General features: G+C 56.0%; 20 protein-coding genes and 5 tRNA genes. 9 read left to right on the top strand and 16 right to left on the bottom strand.

Going from position 1 to position 22344, the window contains the following annotated elements:
- The 5 genes from INF58_RS09105 to INF58_RS09085 all read right to left on the bottom strand — a co-directional run.
- Nucleotides 1-164: GTP-binding protein (locus tag INF58_RS09105; protein ID WP_001445782.1), on the bottom strand; the 164-nt coding region annotated here is incomplete at its 3' end.
- 118 nt (nt 165-282) lie between these two features.
- A tRNA-Thr gene (locus INF58_RS09100) sits at nt 283-358 on the bottom strand.
- Nucleotides 359-364: 6 nt separating this feature from the next.
- Nucleotides 365-439 (bottom strand) — tRNA-Gly (locus INF58_RS09095).
- 116 nt (nt 440-555) lie between these two features.
- Nucleotides 556-640, bottom strand: a tRNA-Tyr gene (locus tag INF58_RS09090).
- Between the two features lie 8 nt (nt 641-648).
- A tRNA-Thr gene (locus tag INF58_RS09085) sits at nt 649-724 on the bottom strand.
- A 317-nt stretch (nt 725-1041) separates the two neighbouring features.
- Between INF58_RS09085 and coaA the strand changes: the two genes are divergently transcribed.
- A complete protein-coding gene (coaA, locus tag INF58_RS09080; RefSeq protein WP_063868899.1) occupies nt 1042-1992 on the top strand; it encodes a type I pantothenate kinase in 951 nt (316 codons plus the stop codon).
- 42 nt (nt 1993-2034) lie between these two features.
- Here the strand turns inward: coaA and dppF are convergent, their stop codons facing one another.
- The 9 genes from dppF to INF58_RS09035 form a co-directional block, all read right to left on the bottom strand.
- Nucleotides 2035-3048 carry a dipeptide ABC transporter ATP-binding subunit DppF gene (gene dppF / locus INF58_RS09075; protein WP_063452212.1) on the bottom strand — a complete coding sequence of 338 codons (1014 nt, stop codon included), beginning with the start codon at nt 3046-3048 and terminating at the stop codon, nt 2035-2037.
- Nucleotides 3045-4028, bottom strand: a complete 984-nt coding sequence (dppD, locus tag INF58_RS09070; RefSeq protein ID WP_193032467.1) for a dipeptide ABC transporter ATP-binding protein — start codon at nt 4026-4028, stop codon at nt 3045-3047. The genes dppF and dppD overlap by 4 nt, the downstream gene beginning before the upstream one ends.
- A 10-nt stretch (nt 4029-4038) precedes the next feature.
- Entirely contained in the window at nt 4039-4941 is a 903-nt protein-coding gene (dppC, locus tag INF58_RS09065) for a dipeptide ABC transporter permease DppC (RefSeq protein WP_063452210.1), read from the bottom strand.
- 9 nt (nt 4942-4950) lie between these two features.
- On the bottom strand, nt 4951-5970 hold the full coding sequence (gene dppB / locus INF58_RS09060) for a dipeptide ABC transporter permease DppB (protein ID WP_022646696.1): 1020 nt from the start codon (nt 5968-5970) through the stop codon (nt 4951-4953).
- Between the two features lie 177 nt (nt 5971-6147).
- Complete coding sequence (gene dppA / locus INF58_RS09055; protein WP_063452209.1) at nt 6148-7755, bottom strand: dipeptide ABC transporter periplasmic-binding protein DppA; 1608 nt, start codon at nt 7753-7755, stop codon at nt 6148-6150.
- A 621-nt stretch (nt 7756-8376) separates the two neighbouring features.
- Nucleotides 8377-8453, bottom strand: a tRNA-Pro gene (locus INF58_RS09050).
- Nucleotides 8454-8545: 92 nt separating this feature from the next.
- On the bottom strand, nt 8546-10240 hold the full coding sequence (eptB, locus tag INF58_RS09045; protein ID WP_063868894.1) for a kdo(2)-lipid A phosphoethanolamine 7''-transferase: 1695 nt from the start codon (nt 10238-10240) through the stop codon (nt 8546-8548).
- Nucleotides 10241-10477: 237 nt separating this feature from the next.
- Nucleotides 10478-11680 (bottom strand): MFS transporter, encoded by a 1203-nt coding sequence (locus INF58_RS09040; RefSeq protein WP_063452207.1) that lies wholly within the window; start codon nt 11678-11680, stop codon nt 10478-10480.
- A gap of 236 nt (nt 11681-11916) precedes the next feature.
- On the bottom strand, nt 11917-12459 hold the full coding sequence (locus tag INF58_RS09035) for a lipase (protein WP_193032466.1): 543 nt from the start codon (nt 12457-12459) through the stop codon (nt 11917-11919).
- Between the two features lie 160 nt (nt 12460-12619).
- On the opposite strand from INF58_RS09035, the gene tag reads away from it, so the two are divergent.
- Both tag and INF58_RS09025 read left to right on the top strand, forming a co-directional pair.
- Entirely contained in the window at nt 12620-13201 is a 582-nt protein-coding gene (gene tag / locus INF58_RS09030) for a DNA-3-methyladenine glycosylase I (protein WP_107534441.1), read from the top strand.
- On the top strand, nt 13179-13619 hold the full coding sequence (locus INF58_RS09025) for an N-acetyltransferase (RefSeq protein ID WP_063868888.1): 441 nt from the start codon (nt 13179-13181) through the stop codon (nt 13617-13619). The genes tag and INF58_RS09025 overlap by 23 nt, the downstream gene beginning before the upstream one ends.
- On the opposite strand, the gene INF58_RS09020 is transcribed toward INF58_RS09025, so the two are convergent.
- Nucleotides 13588-15915 (bottom strand): molybdopterin guanine dinucleotide-containing S/N-oxide reductase, encoded by a 2328-nt coding sequence (locus INF58_RS09020; protein ID WP_193527537.1) that lies wholly within the window; start codon nt 15913-15915, stop codon nt 13588-13590. The two genes, INF58_RS09025 and INF58_RS09020, sit on opposite strands and share 32 nt — an antisense overlap.
- Before the next feature lie 164 nt (nt 15916-16079).
- Here INF58_RS09020 and INF58_RS09015 point away from each other — a divergent pair, with 164 nt between their 5' ends.
- The 6 genes from INF58_RS09015 to ghrB all read left to right on the top strand — a co-directional run bounded on the left by INF58_RS09015 (nt 16080) and on the right by ghrB (nt 22067).
- A complete protein-coding gene (locus INF58_RS09015; RefSeq protein WP_063868886.1) occupies nt 16080-16742 on the top strand; it encodes an OmpA family lipoprotein in 663 nt (220 codons plus the stop codon).
- A 114-nt stretch (nt 16743-16856) separates the two neighbouring features.
- Nucleotides 16857-17873 (top strand): LacI family DNA-binding transcriptional regulator, encoded by a 1017-nt coding sequence (locus INF58_RS09010; protein WP_063452202.1) that lies wholly within the window; start codon nt 16857-16859, stop codon nt 17871-17873.
- Between the two features lie 102 nt (nt 17874-17975).
- Entirely contained in the window at nt 17976-18725 is a 750-nt protein-coding gene (locus tag INF58_RS09005) for a sugar phosphate isomerase/epimerase (RefSeq protein ID WP_193527536.1), read from the top strand.
- Nucleotides 18726-18728: 3 nt separating this feature from the next.
- Nucleotides 18729-19667 carry a sugar kinase gene (locus tag INF58_RS09000; RefSeq protein WP_193527535.1) on the top strand — a complete coding sequence of 313 codons (939 nt, stop codon included), beginning with the start codon at nt 18729-18731 and terminating at the stop codon, nt 19665-19667.
- A 117-nt stretch (nt 19668-19784) separates the two neighbouring features.
- Complete coding sequence (locus INF58_RS08995; RefSeq protein WP_001089079.1) at nt 19785-21065, top strand: MFS transporter; 1281 nt, start codon at nt 19785-19787, stop codon at nt 21063-21065.
- A 27-nt stretch (nt 21066-21092) separates the two neighbouring features.
- The gene (ghrB, locus tag INF58_RS08990) at nt 21093-22067 is read left to right on the top strand and encodes a glyoxylate/hydroxypyruvate reductase GhrB (RefSeq protein ID WP_112792041.1); all 975 of its coding nucleotides are present in this window, start codon (nt 21093-21095) and stop codon (nt 22065-22067) included.
- A 58-nt stretch (nt 22068-22125) separates the two neighbouring features.
- Here the strand turns inward: ghrB and cspA are convergent, their stop codons facing one another.
- The gene (gene cspA, locus INF58_RS08985) at nt 22126-22338 is read right to left on the bottom strand and encodes an RNA chaperone/antiterminator CspA (protein WP_003860775.1); all 213 of its coding nucleotides are present in this window, start codon (nt 22336-22338) and stop codon (nt 22126-22128) included.
- Nucleotides 22339-22344: the final 6 nt, after the last annotated feature.

The raw sequence follows: 22344 nt of genomic DNA, 5'->3' as shown, positions 1-22344 counted from the left end.
TCTGGTGCGTTATCGATCTGGTCGAAAGCACGAGCAGCACCGCCGTAGGTTTTAGCCAGTACGGTAGTGATTGCAGCGGTCAGCGTTGTTTTACCATGGTCAACGTGGCCGATAGTACCGACGTTAACGTGCGGTTTTGTACGTTCAAACTTTTCTTTAGACATCGATTGTCCCTCTAAGACACGGATAAATCGGTGATATCACCACATCAACCAGGCGAAAATGCCTGAACTGTTGAATACATTTACATTGAAACAGAGAGAAAGGGAGGGAGAAGTGAAGTGGTGCTGATACCCAGAGTCGAACTGGGGACCTCACCCTTACCAAGGGTGCGCTCTACCAACTGAGCCATATCAGCACGTATTGGAGCGGGCAGCGGGAATCGAACCCGCATCATCAGCTTGGAAGGCTGAGGTAATAGCCATTATACGATGCCCGCATCCTGAAACTCGGCTACCCAGTTCTTTCTGTAACAAAAAAAGAGATTTCTCTCTTTTCTGTTCGAGCTGGTCAATTTTTCCAACCAGCTCCGGCGGCGTTGACGCTGCCAGAAAGTGGTGGTGGGGGAAGGATTCGAACCTTCGAAGTCTGTGACGGCAGATTTACAGTCTGCTCCCTTTGGCCGCTCGGGAACCCCACCGGACTTGATGGTGCCGACTACCGGAATCGAACTGGTGACCTACTGATTACAAGTCAGTTGCTCTACCTACTGAGCTAAGTCGGCATCAAGTAGCGCGCATTCTATGGAGACCTGCGCAGTCATGCAACTAAAAAATTGCATAAAACGTTCTTTCGCTCACATTTTATTCGAAACCAGGGCTAACCGCTGTAAATTCATCCGCTCCCGGTTAAAAATTCAACATGAACGGCTGATTTCGGCACGCTATAGCCCCAGGTGATACCTATCCGGTTAAGCATCGCTTTCCCATATTTTTTCTTATTATTCCTCTCATCTGGTGTTAACCTCCTGCCCATTGTCCAAAATTAACTATGTGATGAGCCCGCACCCGCCGTTTCGTGATGGTTCACAGAAGCATGCTTATGAGCAAAAAAGAGCAAACGTTAATGACGCCCTATCTTCAGTTTAACCGTAGCCAGTGGGCAGCCCTGCGTGACTCCGTCCCTATGACGCTGACGGAAGGTGAAATCGCACGGCTAAAAGGGATAAACGAAGATCTCTCCCTGGAAGAGGTGGCAGAAATCTATCTCCCCCTCTCCCGCTTGCTTAACTTCTATATCAGCTCCAATTTGCGTCGTCAGGCCGTGCTGGAACAGTTCCTCGGCACGAACGGTCAACGTATTCCTTATATCATCAGTATTGCGGGCAGCGTGGCAGTGGGTAAAAGTACCACCGCGCGCGTGCTACAGGCGCTGCTGAGCCGCTGGCCGGAGCACCGCAGCGTGGAGCTGATCACCACCGATGGCTTCCTGCATCCCAATGAGGTGTTGAAAGAACGCGGCCTGATGAAGAAGAAGGGCTTCCCGCTCTCTTATGATATGCACCGCCTGGTGAAGTTTGTCTCTGATTTAAAATCGGGCGTGCCTAACGTCACCGCACCGGTTTACTCGCATCTGATTTACGACCGTATCCCGGATGGCGACAAAACGGTTGTGCAGCCTGACATCCTGATTCTGGAAGGGTTAAACGTTCTGCAAAGCGGGATGGATTATCCTCACGATCCGCATCACGTGTTTGTCTCTGACTTTGTCGACTTCTCAATTTATGTGGATGCGCCGGAAGAACTGCTGCAACGCTGGTATATCAACCGCTTCCTGAAGTTCCGTGAAGGGGCGTTCACCGACCCGGATTCCTACTTCCATAACTACGCCCAGCTCTCTGAAGAAGAGGCTATCAACGTGGCGACAGGGCTATGGAATGAGATCAACTACGTAAACCTGAAAGAGAACATCCTGCCGACGCGCGAACGTGCAAGCCTGATCCTCACCAAGAGCGAGAAACACGCCGTCGACCAGATTCGGCTACGGAAGTAGACCTCAGACGAAAAAAAACCGGCTTATCGCCGGTTTTTTTCTTTATGCCTGCGGCTTTTCGCCGTTTTCATCCTGATCGACCGCGAAGCAGGCCACCAGCTGTCCACCATAATCCTTCAGCTGTGGCTGCAACTGCGTGCACGGACCAAAGCGGCGACGGCAGCGGGCGTTGAACGCGCAGCCCGGCGGCGGGTTCAGCGGGCTCGGCAGCTCGCCGGTCAGCTTGATTCGCTCACGGCGGTCATCCGGGTTAAGCCGCGGCGTCGCAGACAGCAGCGCCTGGGTGTACGGGTGACGCGGGTTAGTAAAGATCTGATCTTTCGTCCCCTTCTCCACGCAGCGCCCCAGGTACATCACCATCACCTCATCGGCAATGTGCTCAACCACGGACAGATCGTGCGAGATGAACACGTACGACAGCCCCAGATCCTGCTGCAAATCCATCATCAGGTTAAGCACCTGCGCGCGCACGGACACGTCGAGCGCTGAGACGGGTTCATCGGCGATCACCACGTCCGGATCAAGCATCAAACCGCGGGCGATGGCAATACGCTGGCGCTGGCCGCCAGAGAACATGTGCGGATAGCGATCGTAATGCTCGGTTTTAAGGCCCACCTTCGCCATCATCGCCAGCGCTTTTTCACGACGCTGCTCTTTGCTCAGACTGCTGTTAATCAGCAGCGGCTCTTCCAGAATTTGCCCGACTTTCTTTCGCGGGTTCAGAGAGCCGTACGGGTTCTGAAACACGATCTGGATTTTCTGACGACGCAGCTTCTGCGCCTGCGGATCGTGCTTGAGCAGATCCTGGCCCTGATAGTAAAGCTCACCGCCGGTGGGCGTTTCAATCATCGTCAACAGACGGCCCAGCGTGGATTTTCCGCAGCCTGACTCCCCTACGACCGCCAGCGTTTTACCGCGTTCGAGGCTAAAGGAGACGCCGTCCAGCGCTTTCACCAGGCGTTCAGGGGCAAAAATCCCCTTCTTCACCGGGTAATGTTTTTTCAGGTCGATAGCCTGCAACAGCGGCTGTTGCGTGGTGGCCTGGTGCGTACTCATAGTGTTGGCCTCCCGGCATCATCGAGTGGGTAGTGGCATTTTGACTGTCGACCGTCGGCCAGCAGATTCAGCTCTGGCTCGTCAACGCGGCATTTGTCCGTGGCATACGGGCAGCGCGGATTAAGCAGACAGCCCTGCGGACGGTCGTATTTGCCCGGAACCACGCCCGGCAGCGACGCCAGACGCGCCTTGTCCTGAGCAAACTCCGGCAGCGCGCGCAGCAGTGCCTGCGTATACGGATGACGTGGCGCGCGGAAGATATCGTGCGAACTTCCGGTCTCCACCACCTGGCCCGCATACATCACAATGATTTTGTGTGCCGCTTCCGCCACCAGCGCCAGGTCGTGCGTAATCAGCACCAGCGCCATGTTCTCTTTCTGCTGCAACTCCAGCAGCAGCTCGATGATTTGCGCCTGGATGGTCACGTCCAGCGCGGTTGTCGGTTCATCCGCAATCAGCAGCTTTGGCCGACAGGCGATAGCCATGGCGATCATCACGCGCTGGCTCATCCCGCCGGAGAGCTGATGCGGGTAAACGTCCAGACGCGATGCCGGATCGGGAATACCCACCTGCGTCAGCAGATCGATAGCGCGCTGACGTCGGGTTTTCTTATTGCCGCCCTGATGCACCTTAATGGCTTCCATAATCTGGAAACCGACGGTGTAGCACGGGTTCAGGCTGGTCATGGGGTCCTGGAAGATCATTGCCACTTCCGCGCCCACCAGCTGGCGGCGTTGTTTCTCGGAAATACGCTTCAGATCCTGACCGTTGAATGCCAGACTTTCCGCCATTACGCGGCCGGGGTAATCAATCAGCCCCATGATCGCCAGCGAGCTGACGGATTTCCCCGAGCCAGACTCCCCAACAATACCAACCACTTCGCCCTGATTTACGCTGTAGCTAATGCGGTCCACGGCGCGAAACGGTGTGCCTTCGTCGCCGAAGTGCACGGATAATTTATCTACATTTAATAACGCCATCTCGTGCCTCTTACTGCTTCAGTTTGGGATCAAGCGCATCACGCAGACCATCACCCATCAGGTTAAATGCCAGCACCGTCAGCAGAATCGCCAGACCCGGGAAGGTGACGACCCACCAGGCGCTTTGCGCGAACTGCAACACGTCGGAGAGCATGGTACCCCACTCCGGTGTTGGCGGCTGCGCACCCATGCCAAGGAAGCCAAGAGCGGCCATATCGAGAATGGCGTTAGAGAAACCGAGCGACGCCTGAACGATCAGCGGCGCAAGGCAGTTCGGGAAGATATTAATGAACATCTGGCGCATCGCACCGGCACCCGCCACGCGAGACGCGGTAACGTAATCGCGATTCACTTCCACCAGCACCGCCGCACGGGTTAAACGCACGTAGTGCGGTAGCGCAACAAACGTTAGCGCAAGCGCGGCGTTACCTATCGACGGGCCGAAGACCGCCACCAGCACCAGCGCCAGCAACAGGCTAGGCAATGCCAGCATGATATCGACGATACGCATGATGACGTTATCAACGATGCCGCCGAAGTAGCCCGCCACCAGGCCGAGCACCACGCCCATGATCAGCGACAACACCACCACGAGGCAGCCAACCAGCAGCGACAGGCGCGCGCCGTACATCAGGCGCGACAGCACATCGCGGCCCACGTCATCGGTGCCCAGCAGATGGGCAACGCTGCCGCCGTCCTGCCAGACTGGCGGCACGAGCAGCGCATCGCGGAACTGATCCGCCGGGTTATACGGGGCGAGGAAGTTCGCAAACACCGCAATCAGGATCATGATGGAAACATACACCAGCCCGACGACCGCGCCTTTGTTGCGCTTGAAGTAGTGCCAGAACTCCTGCATTGGCGTCATAGGCACCGGCGCAGAGACCGCTTTATTTTGAGTAACTTGTGACATGATGGCCCCTTACTTCTTATGACGAATACGCGGGTTCACCACGCCGTACAGCAAATCGACCAGCAGGTTGACGAGGATAATCATCGTCGCGACCAGCAGTACACCACCCTGCACCACCGGATAGTCACGGCGTTGCAGCGCGTCAATCAGCCAGCGTCCGAGGCCCGGCCAGGAGAAGATGGTTTCGGTCAGGATCGCCCCCGCCAGCAGCGTACCCACCTGCAAACCGATAACGGTAACCACCGGCAGCATCGCGTTACGCAGGGCATGAATGATGATGACGCGCATACGGGTCAGGCCTTTGGCGCGGGCAGTACGAATATAGTCTTCGCCCAGCACTTCCAGCATGGAAGAACGGGTCATACGCACGATTACCGCCAGAGGTATGGTGCCCAGCACCATTGCAGGCAGGATCATGTGCGCAACCGCATCAATGAAGTTGCCCTCTTCGCCCCAGATCGCCGTATCAATCAGCATGAAGCCGGTTAACGGGTTGGTGTCGTCAAGGAAGACCATGTCGCTGACGCGCCCGGAGACCGGCGTCAGGTTCCACTGCACCGATACCAGCATGATCAGCATCATGCCCCACCAGAAGATAGGCATGGAATAGCCGGTCAGTGCCAGGCCAACGGCGGTGTGGTCGAAAATAGAGCCACGCTTAACAGCAGCCAGTACGCCAACGGGAATCCCCACCGCGGTCGCAAAGATCATGGCGCAGATGCCCAGTTCAAGCGTCGCCTGGAAACGCGGCACGAACTCGTCCCACACCGGAAGTCGGCTTTTCAGTGAAATGCCTAAATCGCCGTGCAAGACGCCCCAGATATAGTGGAGGTACTGCTGCCACATCGGCTTATCAAGGCCGAGTTCAGCCAGCAGTTGCGCATGACGTTCAGGGGAGATACCACGCTCGCCCGCCATAATCATCACCGGATCACCCGGGATCATATGGACGAAGGCAAAAGTGAGAAGGGTGATACCGATAAACGTCGGGATAACCAGTCCCAGACGTCGGAGGATGAACTGCAACATAACCCGGATTCTCTCTGATGACGCACGCCCAGTGGCGTGACGTCTGTATTGCTCACAAATCTTATCCCCTCACCTGATGGGGAGGGAATAAAGCACTGCTGCCGGGTGGCGCTACGCTTACCCGGCCTACATACCGTAGGCCAGTGCAAGCGCAGCGCCGCCTGGCGTTGCTTTTAATTATTCAACAGACACGTTTTCGAAGTGGTGTTTGCCCAGTGGATCAACCACGTAGCCTTTGACTTCTTTACGCACTGGCTCGTACACGGTGGAGTGAGCAACAATCAGCGCCGGAGCCTGATCGTGCATGACAACCTGCGCTTGCTTGTACAGTTCAATACGTTTGTTGTGATCGTCGGTCGCACGCGCCGGCTGGATCAGGTCTTCAAACGGCTTGTAGCACCAGCGAGAGTAGTTGGAACCGTCTTTCGCTGCCGCACAGCTGAACAGGGTGGCGAAGAAGTTGTCCGGATCCCCGTTGTCACCGGTCCAGCCCATCATGACCGCCTGGTGCTCACCCGCTTTGGCGCGCTTCAGGTACTCGCCCCACTCGTAGGTCACAATCTTGGCCTGTACGCCAATCTTCGCCCAGTCAGCCTGAACCATTTCCGCCATACGGCGTGCGTTCGGGTTGTATGGACGCTGTACCGGCATCGCCCACAGCTCCACGGTGAAGCCTTTATCCTGGCCCGCTTCTTTCAGCAGCGCTTTCGCTTTCTCAGGATCGTAGGTGTAGTCCTTGATGTCGTCGTTATAGCCCCACATGGTTGGTGGGATCAGGTTCTTGGCTGCAACGCCCGCGCCCTGGTAAACGGCTTTGATGATCGCTTCTTTGTTCACCGCGTAGGTCAGCGCCTGACGCACTTTCACGTCATCGAACGGTTTCTTCTCGGTGTTGAAGGAGAGATAACCCACGTTCAGGCCCGCCTGCTCCATCAGGTTGATGTTTTTGTCCTGCTTCATGCGCGCGATGTCAGCCGGGTTTGGATACGGCATCACCTGACATTCGTTTTTCTGCAATTTTGCATAACGCACGGATGCATCAGGCGTGATGGAGAAGACCAGACGGTCGATCTGTGGCTTGGTGCCCCAGTAACCCGGGAAGGCTTTATACAGAATACGCGAATCTTTCTGGTACTGAAGCAGCTGGAACGGGCCGGTACCGATTGGGTTCAGGTCCACTTTTTCCGGGGTGCCGGCTTTCAGCATGTTGTCCGCGTACTCTTTAGAGAGAATAGAGGCGAAGTCCATGGCTAGGTCAGCCAGGAATGGTGCTTCCGGACGCGTCAGCACGAACTGAACGGTTTTATCGTCCACTTTCTTCACTTCAGCGATCAGGTCCGGCAGGCCCATCCCTTCGAAGTATTCATAGCTGCCGCCAGAGACCTTATGGTACGGGTTCTGGGCATTTTTCTGACGGTCGAAGGAGAACACCACGTCGTCGGCGTTAAGATCGCGCGTAGGTTTAAATTCTTTGCTGTCCTGCCACTTCACGCCCTGGCGCAGGTGGAAGGTATAGGTTTTACCATCTTCGCTGATATCCCACTTTTCAGCCAGGCCAGGAATGACTTCCGTGGTGCCGGTTTTAAATTCAACCAGACGGTTATAGATCGGTACAGAGCTTGCGTCGTAAGTCGTACCAGAGGTAAAGAGCTGTGGGTTAAAGCCTTCCGGAGAGCCCTCAGAACAGTAAACCAGGGTTTTTGCCTGTACGCTTGCTGCAACGGTCATGGCCACCAGGCTCAGACCAAGCTTAAGCATCCCTGACTTCTTCAAGGAAATACTCATTATTGTGCTCCAATGTGATGTTTTGCTTTGTTGTGTTACGCCGCCTGACCTTTATTTATTTTTTACCCGGTCCGGTCGGTGATGCCCGAAGGCGTTAAAAGGGATAGAGAATCCTTTCAGAAGAGCGTTTGAGTTGCAGCGCAGATCCTCCCTGAAATGCCCCTCGTGCCCTACAATCTGTCAACAGAATGTGAAAACGTCAATAGAGGTGGCGGGGATTTACGTGGAGTGTGAGAAACCGCAAACAAAGATTAAAAAAACCCTGAATGCCAGTTTTCAGCAGAGAAATTTATGCTACTCGCCATGATGCAGCACAATTAACTTCATATTTCGCAACACTCAGTGATTAAGTTTTATTCAGATTGGGTAAATTTTCTTACGGAATGGTGATTATCTGAGCACTAAATACCGCGAACGTTAAAACGCACAGCGAAAAATGCTGAGGTTATCCATAAGCAACGCGAAAAAAGATCAAACTATATATAAAAAAATACAATGGATTATGTCACAAAACCGCAAGCAGGCAGGGGGAAGCAGGGCTAAGGGGTATTTTGAGGACTTGCGCGGAATAACGCATTAATGCAAAAAGGGCTAACCTTGCGGTTAGCCCTTTTTAGAAAGTGGTCGGCGAGAGAGGATTCGAACCTCCGACCCACTGGTCCCAAACCAGTTGCGCTACCAAGCTGCGCTACTCGCCGAATGCGGAGCGCATCTTACTGCTGAGGTGCGCCCCTCGTCAATCCCTTATTTTCAAAAAGCCATTCAACTGGCGATATTCTCGCCAGACCAGCTACTGCGCGGCTTTTGTGGTGTTATCAGGGAGTTTACACCAGTTGTTGTTTTCGTTAATCCCACCGTTCGGTGAGGTGTAGCCGAGACAGCCCATAATGGTGTCGTAGAGCTCAACGTGACGACGCGGAACCTTGATCTCTGCCTGCTGCTTCAGATGGGCAAACATTTTGGCTTTGTCCGGGTTTTCCAGGTACTTATCCGACATCCACATTATCATCGGCACGCGGAACTGCTCAGGCGGCGCCAGCTTGCGCGGCGTGCCGTGCAAATGCTCTTTCTCGTTGATGGATTCGCCGTGATCGGCCGCATAAATCACAATCGCTTTCTTATCGCGAAGCTGGTCGATCACCCGGCTGAGGAAGGTATCCACATACAGAATCGAGTTATCATAGGCATTAATCAGCTCCTGCTTGCTACAGTTTTTGTTAATGCCGACGCACTCAGGGGTCCATTTGGCGAAATCACGGGTATAACGCTGATAATAGCTGTAGTGTGATCCTTTAGTATGCAGAACGATAAGGTGCTTACCCTGCGGATGGTTTTTCAGCGACTGTTCCATCTCGGAGAGCAGCAGCATGTCATCAACGTTCTTTCCACGGTTACGCGGCTCGGCGCCAATCTGCTCACGATAGGCGATGTTATCCGCCATGGTGTTGGTGTAGAACCACATTTCACTTTGCATGGCGAACAGATCGGAGCTAAATCCAAGCTGCTTCAGAACCGCAAACACGTTTTGCTCTTTAAGGGTACGCTGCGGGTTATCGCTCGCTCCGCCTTCACGCACAAACATACAGCGCAACGAGAGCTTCGTGGCGGTATCGCAGGAATAGCCGCGGTAAGCCACCAGATTCTTCTCCTGCGACAGTTTCGGTGTGGTATCGCGGTCATAGCCGAGCATACCCATATGATCCCAGCGCGTCGTTTCGCCGATAACGAAGACTACGTAAGTATCATCCAGCCCGTCAGCCGGCGCCTGGTAGGTGAACTTTTTGGTCGGGTTAATCAGTGATTTCACATCGCTGGATTCGTCCGCCTGAGCCCAGGCGTAAAGACCTAACGCGGATAGCCAGTTGGACGGCAGATACGAGTTAGCCACCACGCCGCCATAGCTTGGCATATCCACGCCTGTCGCTTTTTCGATGCGTTTTTGCTGTTTTTCCATCAGGCGAATCGGCGCCCACACCAGCAGGCCTGCCAGCAGAACGACGGCGACGTTGCGGATGCGCTGTCCCCGGGTACGCAGCTGGCGTAACAGGGTATAGCGGCAGGTATTGCTCCAGATAAAGAAGAGCGGGATCAGGCAGGTCAAAATCGTCCACATGATGAACCCTTGACCCACCACCTCTTTCGAGAGATCGATGTCCGTGGTCATCACCGAGGCGACAATACCGTAGCCAATGACCACGTTCATGAATGTCATGTAATAGCTTGCGGCGGCAGAGATAATCACCACCAGCGAGGCCAGAATTTGCCATGTACGTCGGCCAAAAAGCGAGAGCAGGCGTAACAGGAAGAAGGTTGCCAGGATAGAGCCAAACACTTCAATGACGGCAAAAATTCCATTTCTTACGGTGAGGTGTTCGAAATAACCTTCCACGCGTCTGAACAGTACCGCGCCATTCAGAAACAAACCGATATAGACAGCCAGCATCAGACACAATCTTTGCTGGGTAAGAGACCTAATATATTTCATGCAAACAACCCTGGGGGAAGGGGTATAAAGACCCGCCGAATCTCAGTGAGAAAGCTGACAGAGTAAGTAGATGCGAGCGAAACCGTTATAAGAAACGTCTACAAGCGCGATAAGTAGACCACAGCGGGAAAGAAAAGTGGCAGCAGAGAGTGTGATTGAGGAAGATTTTTACAAAATAACAAGTCCGGAAGTGATGTTGAGATAAAAAAAGAGGCCCTGAGGCCCCTTTTCATCGAATCATGCATGCGCTTCTTTATAAGCCTCGCGCTGCGGCTGACGAATCGTGGTCGACAGCGCCAGCGAGATAATCAGCAAGGCAAATATCACGCAGAAGGTCACGTAGAAGCCACCGAACAGCGAGGCGATCAGCGACCCGCAGATACTGCCGATACCGAAGCCGAGATAAATGACGCCGTAGTTTTTCGCCAGGTTGTTCAGGCCAAAGAACTCGCTCACCAGCGACGGGAAGACGGTAATGGTGCCGCCGAAGTTAAAGGCGACGCAGGCAATCGCCGCAAAGAAGGTCGCCTCGTTCAGCGGTGCAAACAGCAGCGCCGCCATGCCCACCAGGGAGATCACCTGCCCCAGCGTAATCACGCGAATGCGGGCGATTTTGTCAGACAGGATACCCAGTACCAGACGACCCGAAAGGTTAGCGATGGAGATGACCGTTACCGCGTTCGCCGCCGTCGCCGCATCCAGTTTTACCATCCCCTGCGCGATATCTTTCGCCACGCCAATAACATACAGACCGCTCATGCAGGCCGTCAGGAACATCACCGCCAGCATCCAGTACTGTGGCTTACGCATGGACTGTGCGAGGGTGAAATCATTCTCCACCACGCCGTTAACGGTTTTCACTTCCTGCTGCGGGGCATCTTTCATCAGCGTGGCGCCGAAGAGGATCATCACCAGCACAATCACGCCCCAGATCATAAAGGTTTTCTCAAGCCCCACCGAGGCCAGCAGATGGGAGTCGATGAATTTGAACCCCAGGCTGCCCAGGCCATATGAACCAATGGCAAACGCGGAGATAAGCCCTTTACGCTCCGGGAACCACTTCACGCAGTTCGACAGCGTCAGCAGGTAACCTGCGCCGTCCGCCAGCCCCACCAGCACCCCGGCGCTCAGCCACAGCATCATCAGGTTGTTAGAGTGTGCCGTCAGGAAGAAGCCCACCCCCAGCAGGATCCCGGAGGCCATGGTCACGCGCTTCACGCCGAAGCGCTCCTGAAGTTTGCCCGCCACGGAAGAGGAAATCGCTAATCCAAGACTCAGCAGGCCGAAGGAGAATGCCACCTGGCTTATCGGCGCGCCGAGCTTATCAGACAGGGCGCTGTTAAACAGGCTCCAGGTATAGACCGAGCCCAGTGCAAACTGGGTAACGATGGTGCCGAAGAGCGTCAGCCAGCGCGTGCGGTTATAGGTTGATGTGTTCATGGCAGTGTCCTGCAAGAGAAATTAAGGAAATTCGCTGAGGACACGATAAACAAAACCCCAAAACACCAGGGGTAAAACGGCATGAAATGCAGGAGAAACGGAATGAAATGCCTGGAAGCGGGAATAAACGACCTTGCCGGAGAAGAAAACGCTTAAAGGTGAGTGACCACTATCGCCACAACCTGCGCCATTATTGTATTAAATATGTTACCGCAGCGTTTAAAAAAGTAACAACCCTAAAATTTGGCGCTTAAGCCCAGGGTATATAAATATTCTTCCTCCGACTGCTGGTTGTAGCTGATCTTCGCCCAGGGGTGTATATCACCGTACTGGGTATCCACACGCCACCCCAGCGAGTTCACGCTGGCATGCCAGAGGGGGTCGGTCAGCGTCTGCGTGGTGGTTGTATCGCCATACGCAATCACCGTTGCGGGAGGCGTGCCATCAGAGCGCCACGCCATGACCGGCCCGGTCGTGAAATGTCCCGTCACGGGAAAATTCCAGCCAACGCTCAGCACGGTTTCCGCATCCGAACCGGAGGGGTCGTTCAGGGCAAAGCCCGCAGCATTCTGCGAATGGTTAATACGTTCCGCGAGAATATCTTCATAACGAGGTTGGTGATCGGCGTCCCATGTATAGCGTTCTGTCGTATTACTTTGTGCATCTGAAACGATATATTCCTGTTGCCACGCAAAAGCGGTGTTACCTATAAGCAGGCAGGCTGAGACACCCACCAGGCCAGAAGCAGCATGGCGACCACTGATTTTTTTTATCATCATCAAAGCGACTCCAGAAAGAGCCGAGTTCGGCGATATATGTCATTGTTCGAAGAGGTATTAGGGCGTATAGCCCTGTATTAACTATTGTCTCTTTAGCAGACACGTCAAGCCGGGCAGATTGAAATTTTTGCGTTTACCGTATCAGGAAGGGAGATGACCTATGCAACGTTGCGGCTGGGTAAGCCAGGATCAGCTTTATATCGATTATCACGACAAGGAATGGGGCGTACCGGAAACCGACGGTAAAAAACTGTTTGAAATGATTTGCCTTGAAGGCCAGCAGGCCGGGCTGTCGTGGATCACCGTTCTGAAAAAGCGTGAGAACTACCGCAATGCCTTCCACCGGTTCGATCCGGCTGCGGTGGCCGCCATGACCGAAGACGACGTGGAAAGGCTGGTTCTGGACCCCGGTATCATCCGCCATCGCGGTAAAATTCAGGCCATTATTGGTAACGCGCGCGCTTATCTGGCGATGGAGCAAAACGGCGAACCCTTCTCAGCATTTGTCTGGTCGTTCGTGGATAACGAGCCGAAGGTGACGCGGGCCGCCACGCTTGCGGAGATCCCAACCTCGACCCCCGCCTCGGATGCCCTGTCGAAAGCACTGAAAAAACGCGGCTTTAAGTTTGTGGGCACCACCATCTGTTACTCCTTTATGCAGGCCTGCGGGCTGGTCAATGACCATATTACGGGCTGCATCTGCCACCCGGAGGGCCACCATGATCCGCAAATGGCACAGTGAGAATACCGCTCAGCTCCTGAGACTGTGGCTTGAGAGCACTACCGAGGCGCATCCGTTTATCGACGCTGGCTACTGGAAAGCGAACGAAGCGCTGGTGCGGGATGAATACCTTCCCGCCGCCGAAACCTGGGTCTGGGAGGAGAACGGCACGCTGCGCGGCTTTATCAGCGTCATGCAGTCCCAGTTCGTGGGGGCGTTGTTTGTCGCCCCGGCGTTCATCGGAAGGGGGATCGGGCGTGCGCTGCTGAACCACGTTCAGCAGCACTACCCGTATTTAACTCTGGAGGTGTATCAGAAAAACGTGCGGGCGGTGAATTTCTATCATGCTCAGGGTTTTCGCATTGAAGACAGCGCCTGGCAGGATGATACTCAACACCCGACGTGGATCATGAGCTGGCAGGCGGATCAAACGCCGTAAGGGTAAGCGCCGGCCCCTCATATTTCTCCACCCATGCCAGCGCCGTATTCCCCGCGCAGCCATTCCCCAGCTTCGAGCTGGGGAGATCTTTGGTCAACACGTTTACGGCACCGTTCTTACAAATACCGCCCTCGTCCAGCGCCAGATCGGGCCATGCGCCCTGATGAATGCAGAACACGCCAGGGCGGATCCCGTCGCTTACCACGGCGCCAGCCAGCACCTGCCCGCGCGCGTTCCAGACGCGCACGAGATCGCCGTCGTTAATTCCCCGCGCCTTTGCGTCATCGCTATTCAGCGCGATCGGCTCGCGTCCAGCCACCGCATACTGCTCGCGCAGAGCCGAATAGTTAAGCTGGCTGTGCAGGCGATGGGCAGGATGGGCAGACAGCAGCTGAAGCTGCCCCGGCTGCGCATTGCCATGCCATTCGTCCGGCTCCAGCCATGCCGGATGCGGCGGACAGTCCGCGTAGCCAAAGCTGGCGATGCGTTCGCTGTAGATCACAATCTTCCCGCTCTCGGTCTTAAGCGGGTGATTTTCCGGGTCGCGACGGAAGTCAGCAAAGCGCACAAATCGCGCGTTCTGCTCGCTTTCCGGCATTTCGAAGAGTTGATTCGCCTCCCAGAATTCAGCAAATGGCGGCAGCGTCACGCCCTGCGCCGCCCCGCGCTGGCTGGCTATCTGGTAAAACGTTTCGAGCCATTGCAGATCCGTTTTGCCCTCGGTGAAACGCTCGCGCCCGCCCGCTTCCCATAATTCACTCAGGTCAGCAAAGACGTCAAAATCATCACGCGCTTCATCCCGGGGGGCCACGACGCGCTTCATCGGCACCATGTGCTGGTTGCTGTAATCCCCGGTCATGGTGAGATCGTTACGCTCGAACGAGGTCGTGGCGGGCAACACGATGTCGGCATGTTTCGCTGACGCGGTCCAGAAGCACTCCGAGATCACCACCAGCTCTGGCTTCTGCCAGGCGCGGATCAGGCGGTTGGTATCCTGGTGATGGGTGAAGTTGGCCCCGCCCGCCCACCAGACAAACTTAATATCCGGGAAATGGCGATCCTGGCCGTTGTGCTGATAAAACCCGCCCGGGTTCTCCAGAGCCTCAACAATGCGCGCCACGGGAATTTTATCCACCGCGTCCACGCCACCCTGCACTGAGCCCTGCATGGACGCCAGCACCGCCGCTTTACGCGTTGGGTTACCGCCGTTGGCAAAGTGATAGGAAAGCCCAAAACCGCCACCGGGCGTGCCAATCTGCCCAAGCATCGCGGCGAGCGTCACCAGCATCCAGTGTTTTTGCTCGCCAAACTGCTGGCGCTGCATTCCCCAGCCGGACATCAGCATCGTGACGTTGCTATGGAATAACGCCGCCAGTTCGCGGATTTTAACGGCATCAACGCCGCAAACCGCAGCGGCCCACTCTGCGGTTTTGGCGACACCGTCGGTTTGGCCCGTCAGGTAGTCGGCAAATCTATCGAAGCCCGTGGTGCAGCGCGTGAGAAATTCCGTATCGTGCCAGCCATTCTCTACAAGGGTATGGGCAATACCCAGCATCATCGCCACGTCGGTGCCCATATGGGGCGCGATCCACTCGGCGCTGTCGCCGAAGAAATCCAGGGTTTCAGAACGCATCGGATCGATACAGATGATGCGCTTGCCGCTTTTGCGCAGCGCGTCGAAGTAGGAAACGCCCTGCTCGTCGGACGCATTCCAGGCAATCTTCAGGGTGTTGAGCGGGTTGGAGCTCCACAGCACCACCACGTCGGTATGCTCCAGCACCAGCGGCCAGCTGGTCTGCTGCTGATAAACCTCATTGCCGCCCACGACGTAAGGCATGATCGCCTGCGCTGCGCCGGTCGAGTAATCACCCAGATGGCCGGTGTAGCCCCCGGCCAGGCTCATGTAGCGTTGCAGCAGGGTTGCGGCCTTATGCAGCACGCCGTTCGAGCGCCAGCCATAGGAGCCGGCAAAAATGGACGACGGGCCATAGCTGTCGCGGATGCGTTTATGCTGCGTATGGATCAGCGCCAGCGCATCGTCCCAGCTCACGCGAACGAACTCATCCTGCCCGCGCACACCCTGCGGTTTATCCGGTGACGCCAGAAAGCCTTTACGCACCATCGGCCAGCGTACGCGGGTTTTGCTGTGTACCTGATCGCGAACGACGGTCTGTAAAGAGTTGAGATGGCGCGAAGGCAAAGCCCCGCGAGACGACAGCACTGTGTCGCCATCGGTTTCGACCAGCATCGGCCCCCAGTGGGCGGCGGTCAGAATGGTTTTTGTTGAGGTGCTCAAAGCGTGCGCTCCTGGTTGCGTGCAGGTATGACGGCCTTTCGTTGAGGCAGTTTATCGTTTGTGACAAATTTCAGAGTTATACACTGAATTTTCTCAGTATTCGGACGTCATAATCCACTGCCACGTCCGTCGTGGCAAAGAATAAAAAGGATTAAGGAAATAAGATGAAAAAACGCGTACTCGTAATTGCCGCTCTGGTAAGCGGCGCACTGGCTGTTTCAGGCTGCACAACCAACCCTTATACCGGCGAACGCGAAGCGGGTAAATCCGGTATTGGCGCGGGTATTGGTTCCCTTGTCGGCGCTGGCGTTGGCGCACTGTCCTCCTCCAAGAAAGATCGCGGCAAAGGCGCGCTGATTGGCGCAGCGGCAGGCGCAGCCCTGGGCGGTGGCGTAGGGTATTACATGGATGTGCAGGAAGCGAAGCTGCGTGACAAAATGAAAGGTACGGGCGTGAGCGTGACCCGCAGCGGTGACAATATCATCCTGAACATGCCAAACAACGTGACCTTTGACAGCAGCAGCGCGACGCTGAAACCCGCGGGCGCGAACACCCTCACCGGTGTGGCCGCGGTGCTGAAAGAGTACAGTAAAACTGCCGTGAACGTGATTGGCTACACCGACAGTACCGGCAGCCAGGATCTGAACATGCGTCTGTCTCAGCAGCGTGCCGATTCCGTGGCCAGCTCGCTGATCGCCCAGGGCGTTGAAGCAAACCGCATCCGCACCAGCGGCATGGGCCCTGCCAACCCTATCGCCAGCAACAGCACGGCGGAAGGTAAAGCGCAAAACCGTCGCGTAGAGATTACGTTGAGCCCGATTCAGTAATCCCCGAGGGAGAGGGCCGGGGTGAGGGCAACAGACCGCACACCCCGGCATGAACCACTTGCCATCGTTGATTTTCCCGCTAAGGTATTCTCACTAAATTCAGGGAAATCAGCGATGAGCAAACCAGCCCGGGCCACCATCAGTGACGTGGCGAAAGCCGCCAAAACCGGTAAAACCAGCATTTCGCGCTACCTCAACGGCGAGAAACACCTGCTTTCCGATGCGCTGCTGGCGCGGATCGAACAGGCCATTGCCGATCTCGACTACCGTCCCAGCCTGATGGCGCGCGGTCTCAAGCGTGGTCGCACCCGCCTGATTGGGCTTATCATCGCCGATATCACAAACCCCTACTCCGTTAACGTACTCAGCGGCATCGAAGCGGCGTGCCGGGAAAAAGGCTTTACCCCTCTGGTCTGTAACACCAATAACGAAGTTGATCAGGAGCTGCATTACCTTGATCTGCTGCGCAGCTACCAGGTGGAAGGGATCGTGGTCAATGCCGTCGGGATGCGCGAAGAGGGGCTAAATCGCCTGCAACAATCGTCTCTCCCGATGGTGCTTATTGACCGCAAAATCCCGGAATTTGCCTGCGATGTGGTCGGGCTGGATAACACCCAGGCCGCCACCACCGCCACCGAGCACCTTATCGAACAGGGTTTCGAAGCCATTCTGTTCCTGAGCGAACCGCTTGGCATGGTTAACACCCGTCGCGACCGCCTGGCTGCATTTCGCGCTACGCTGGCGCGATATCCCGGCGCGATCGCCGAAAATGCCGAAATTCCTCTGCACGAAGCCGGGCTGCTGGATAACACCCTGCGCCAGTTCCATACCCGACATCGGGGAATGCGTAAGGCGGTGATCTCCGCGAACGGGGCGCTCACGCTACAGGTTGCCCGCTCGCTTCAACGCATCGGCCTGCACTGGGGCAGCGACATCGGCTTACTCGGCTTTGATGAACTGGAGTGGGCAGAACTTGCAGGCGTGGGCATTACCACCCTCAAACAACCCACCTGGCAAATCGGCTATGCCGCGGTTGAGCAAGTGGTTCGCCGTATTGAAGGCACCCGCGATGCCGTACGCGAGCAGGTTTTTTCCGGCGAGCTGATCGTTCGCGGCTCTACCGCTCGCTAATTTCCCCTTCGTGACAGCGATCATAAATTCAACATCCCATTCTTTTCTTTGGAACCGGTTCCATCTAGCGTAATACTATCGATTACGCGTTGGAGTCAGGAAATGAGCAGGAAAATAATGGTGGTCACCGCCGCGTATGGCGCGGATCGGGTGCGACAGGCAGGCGGGCAACGGGCGATGCTTCCCGTTATTGCTGGCGCAGGGGCTGATGGCGTTGAAATCCGCCGCGAACTCTTCAGCAGCGACGAGTTAATGGCGCTGCCTGCGCTCGGCGAGTCCATTGAGCTGCTGGGTTTACTGGCATGCTACTCCGCCCCGGCCCCTCTGTTTATGCCCGACGGCACGCTCAACCCGGATCTCCCCCGCTACCTCCGCGAAGCCAGCATCCTGAACGCGCTATGGCTCAAGGTCTCGCTGGGTCATTTCAGCGACAAACACCACCTTGAAGATCTGCGGACATTGCTGGATGAAAGCGGCATGACGCTGGTGGTGGAAAACGACCAGACCGACTGCGGGCAGCTCGCCCCGATGCAGCGCTTCAAAGCCGCCTGTCGGGTGATGGCGCTGCCGGTAACGCTGACGTTCGATATGGGCAACTGGCTGTGGGTCGGCGACTCCCCGGAAGAGGCTGCGCGTCAGCTGGCACCCGCCGTGAGCTATATTCACGTGAAAGCCGCGGTCCCGCATAAGGCGCAGTTCCGCGCCGTCGCGCCGGATCAAACCGATTCTCGCTGGCAGGATCTGCTTAATCAACTGCCTGCCGACGCGCCGCGCGGTATCGAATTTCCGCTCGAAGGGACGGATCTCACCGCCGTCACCCGCCATTACGTCAACCTGCTGCGCGAGGAGTAAACCATGCACAAGACGCTGGACGTTATCACCATCGGCGAGGCCATGGCGATGTTTGTCGCCACCGAAACGGGCGAGCTGAGCGCGGTGGAACACTTTATCAAACGCGTGGCAGGCGCCGAGCTGAATGTCGCTACCGGCCTTGCGCGGCTGGGGCTGAATGTCGGCTGGGTGAGCCGCGTGGGCAATGACAGCTTTGGCCATTTCGTTCTCGACTCGCTGAAAAAAGAGGGCATTGATGCCGCAGGCGTCACGCTCGACGGACGCTTCCCGACGGGCTTTCAGCTGAAATCGAAAGTTGAAAATGGAACCGATCCCACCGTTGAGTATTTCCGCAAAGGCTCAGCAGCAAGCCATCTCTCCGTAGAGGATTATCATGCCCCTTATTTCTCCTCCGCGCGCCATCTACACCTGAGCGGCGTGGCGGCGGCGCTTTCGGCCAGTTCGTACGATTTACTGGATCACGCTGCGTCGGCGATGAAAGCGCAGGGCAAAACGATCTCCTTTGATCCGAACCTTCGTCCGGTGCTGTGGAAAAGCGAAGCGGAGATGGTTGAGAAACTCAACCGACTGGCGTTTCAGGCGGACTGGGTACTGCCGGGCGTAAAAGAGGGAATGATCCTCACTGGCGAGACCACGCCGGAAGGCATTGCGGATTTTTACCTCAACCGAGGGGTAAAAGCTGTAGTGCTGAAAACCGGTGCCGACGGCGCGTGGTTTAAAACCGCCAACGGTGAGCAAGGCGCTGTCGCAGCGGTAAAAGTCGACAACGTGGTCGATACCGTGGGCGCGGGCGATGGGTTTGCCGTCGGGGTCATTAGCGCCCTGCTGGAAGGCGAACCGCTGTCGCAGGCCGTGGCGCGGGGCAACAAAATTGGTTCGCTGGCGATCCAGGTGCAAGGCGATAGCGAAGGATTACCGACACGAGCAGAGCTCGGCGTCTGAATTCCCTCTCCCCGTGGGAGAGGGCCAGGGTGAGGGCAGCAATCCGCACCAGATAATTAAGCCACCGTGTACCCTACAGACAACGGCGGTAACAACCTCAACAACAGAGGCAAGCCTATGAACAGTTCGACCAATGCAGTCAAACGCTGGTGGTACATCATGCCCATCGTGTTTATCACGTACAGCCTGGCGTACCTTGATCGTGCCAACTTCAGTTTTGCATCCGCCGCCGGGATCAACGAAGACCTCGGGATCACCAAAGGGGTTTCATCCCTGCTGGGTGCCCTCTTCTTCTTGGGCTATTTCTTCTTTCAGATCCCCGGCGCGATTTACGCTGAACGCCGCAGCGTGCGAAAGCTCATTTTCATCTGCCTGATCTTATGGGGTGCCTGCGCCTCCCTCACCGGCGTGGTGAATAACATTCCTGCACTGGCTGCCATTCGCTTTATTCTCGGCGTGGTGGAAGCGGCAGTGATGCCGGCAATGCTGATTTACATCAGCAACTGGTTCACAAAATCTGAGCGTTCACGTGCCAATACTTTCCTGATACTCGGTAACCCGGTCACGGTGCTATGGATGTCGGTGGTGTCCGGCTACCTGATCCAGTCCTTCGGCTGGCGCGAGATGTTCATCATCGAAGGGGTTCCCGCAATCATCTGGGCCTTCTGCTGGTGGGTGCTGGTGAAAGATAAGCCAGCCCAGGCGAAATGGCTTTCAGAGGACGAAAAGGCTGCACTTCAGGCACAGCTGGATAAAGAGCAGCAGGGGCTGAAAGCGGTGCGTAACTACGGTGAAGCCTTCCGCTCCCGCAACGTGATCCTGCTGTGCGCGCAGTATTTTACCTGGAGTATTGGCGTGTACGGCTTTGTGCTGTGGCTGCCGTCGATTATCCGTAGCGGCGGTGAAAACCTTGGCATGGTGGAAGTGGGCTGGCTGTCATCGGTGCCTTACCTGGCTGCGACCATCGCAATGATTATCGTCTCCTGGGCATCGGACAAGCTGCAAAACCGTAAGCTGTTCGTCTGGCCGCTGCTGCTGATCGCTGCTTTTGCCTTCATTGGCTCCTGGGCCGTGGGCGCGAACCACTTCTGGGCCTCGTATACCCTGCTGGTGATTGCGGGTGCAGCCATGTATGCCCCGTATGGTCCGTTCTTTGCCATCATTCCGGAAATGCTGCCGCGTAACGTCGCAGGGGGCGCGATGGCCTTGATCAACAGTATGGGCGCGCTGGGTTCATTCTTCGGCTCGTGGTTTGTTGGCTATCTGAACGGCGCAACCGGCAGCCCGTCGGCCTCTTACATCTTTATGGGGGTGGCGCTTTTTGCCTCGGTATGGCTTACTCTGATCGTTAAGCCTGCTAATAATCAACAGCTACCCGTCGGCGCACGCCACGCCTGAATCCTTTTAAAATCAACGGAGATTAGCATGAAGCCGTCCGTCATTTTGTACAAAGCACTGCCTGAAGATCTGCAAAAACGCCTGGAGGAACACTTTACTGTTACCCGGGTGAAGAACCTCAGCCCGGAAACCGTGGCACAGCACGCCGACGCGTTTGCCAGCGCCGAAGGCCTGCTGGGTTCAAGCGAAAAGGTGGATGCAGCGCTGCTGGAGAAAATGCCGAAACTTCGTGCCACCTCAACCGTTTCTGTGGGATACGATAATTTCGACGTGGATGCGCTTAACGCGCGCAACGTTCTGCTGATGCACACGCCTCATGCCCTGACGGAAACCGTCGCCGACACGCTGATGGCGCTGGTGCTCAGCACCGCCCGTCGCGTGGTGGAGGTGGCCGAGCGCGTGAAAGCGGGCGAATGGACGAAAAGCATTGGCCCGGACTGGTTCGGCGTGGACGTACATGGCAAAACGCTGGGGATTGTGGGGATGGGGCGTATCGGCCTGGCGCTGGCACAGCGCGCCCATTTCGGCTTCAGCATGCCCATTCTGTATAACGCACGCCGTCATCACGTTGAAGCTGAAGAACGTTTCAACGCCCGCTACTGCGAGCTTGATACGCTGTTGCAGGAAGCCGACTTTGTCTGTCTGATCCTGCCGCTGACGGATGAAACGCGTCATCTCATCGGCAAAGCGGCGTTTGAAAAGATGAAGAAATCGGCCATTTTCATCAACGCGGGTCGCGGCCCGGTGGTAGATGAAAAGGCGCTGATTGAGGCACTGCAAAACGGTGAGATCCACGCCGCCGGGCTGGACGTGTTTGAACAGGAGCCGCTGCCGGTGGATTCACCGCTGCTGACCATGCCCAACGTCGTCGCCCTGCCCCACATCGGCTCTGCGACACACGAAACACGCTACAACATGGCGGCGACCGCAGTGGAAAACCTGATTGCCGCGCTCAGCGGTAAAGTGGATAAGAACTGCGTTAACCCACAGATACAACAGTAGGAACGAAAAAACCCGCCAGAAGGCGGGTTTTTGAATTTTGTGCTACTGGGTTGGAAGCTTACAGGCTTACAACGTTACCAGCTGCTGGGCCTTTAGCGCCGCTTTCGATGGTGAAGGAAACTTTCTGACCTTCATCCAGAGATTTGTAGCCATCGTTCTGGATAGCAGAGAAGTGTACGAACACGTCTTTAGAGCCATCGTCAGGAGTGATGAAGCCGAAACCTTTATCAGCGTTGAACCATTTTACCAGACCAGTCATTTTAGCAGACATAGAAAT

The sequence above is a fragment of the Enterobacter cloacae complex sp. P24RS genome (assembly GCF_014982165.1).
In the GTDB taxonomy this organism is placed as follows: Bacteria; Pseudomonadota; Gammaproteobacteria; order Enterobacterales; family Enterobacteriaceae; genus Enterobacter; species Enterobacter quasihormaechei.
This window is presented reverse-complemented; position numbering and strand designations above follow the sequence as displayed.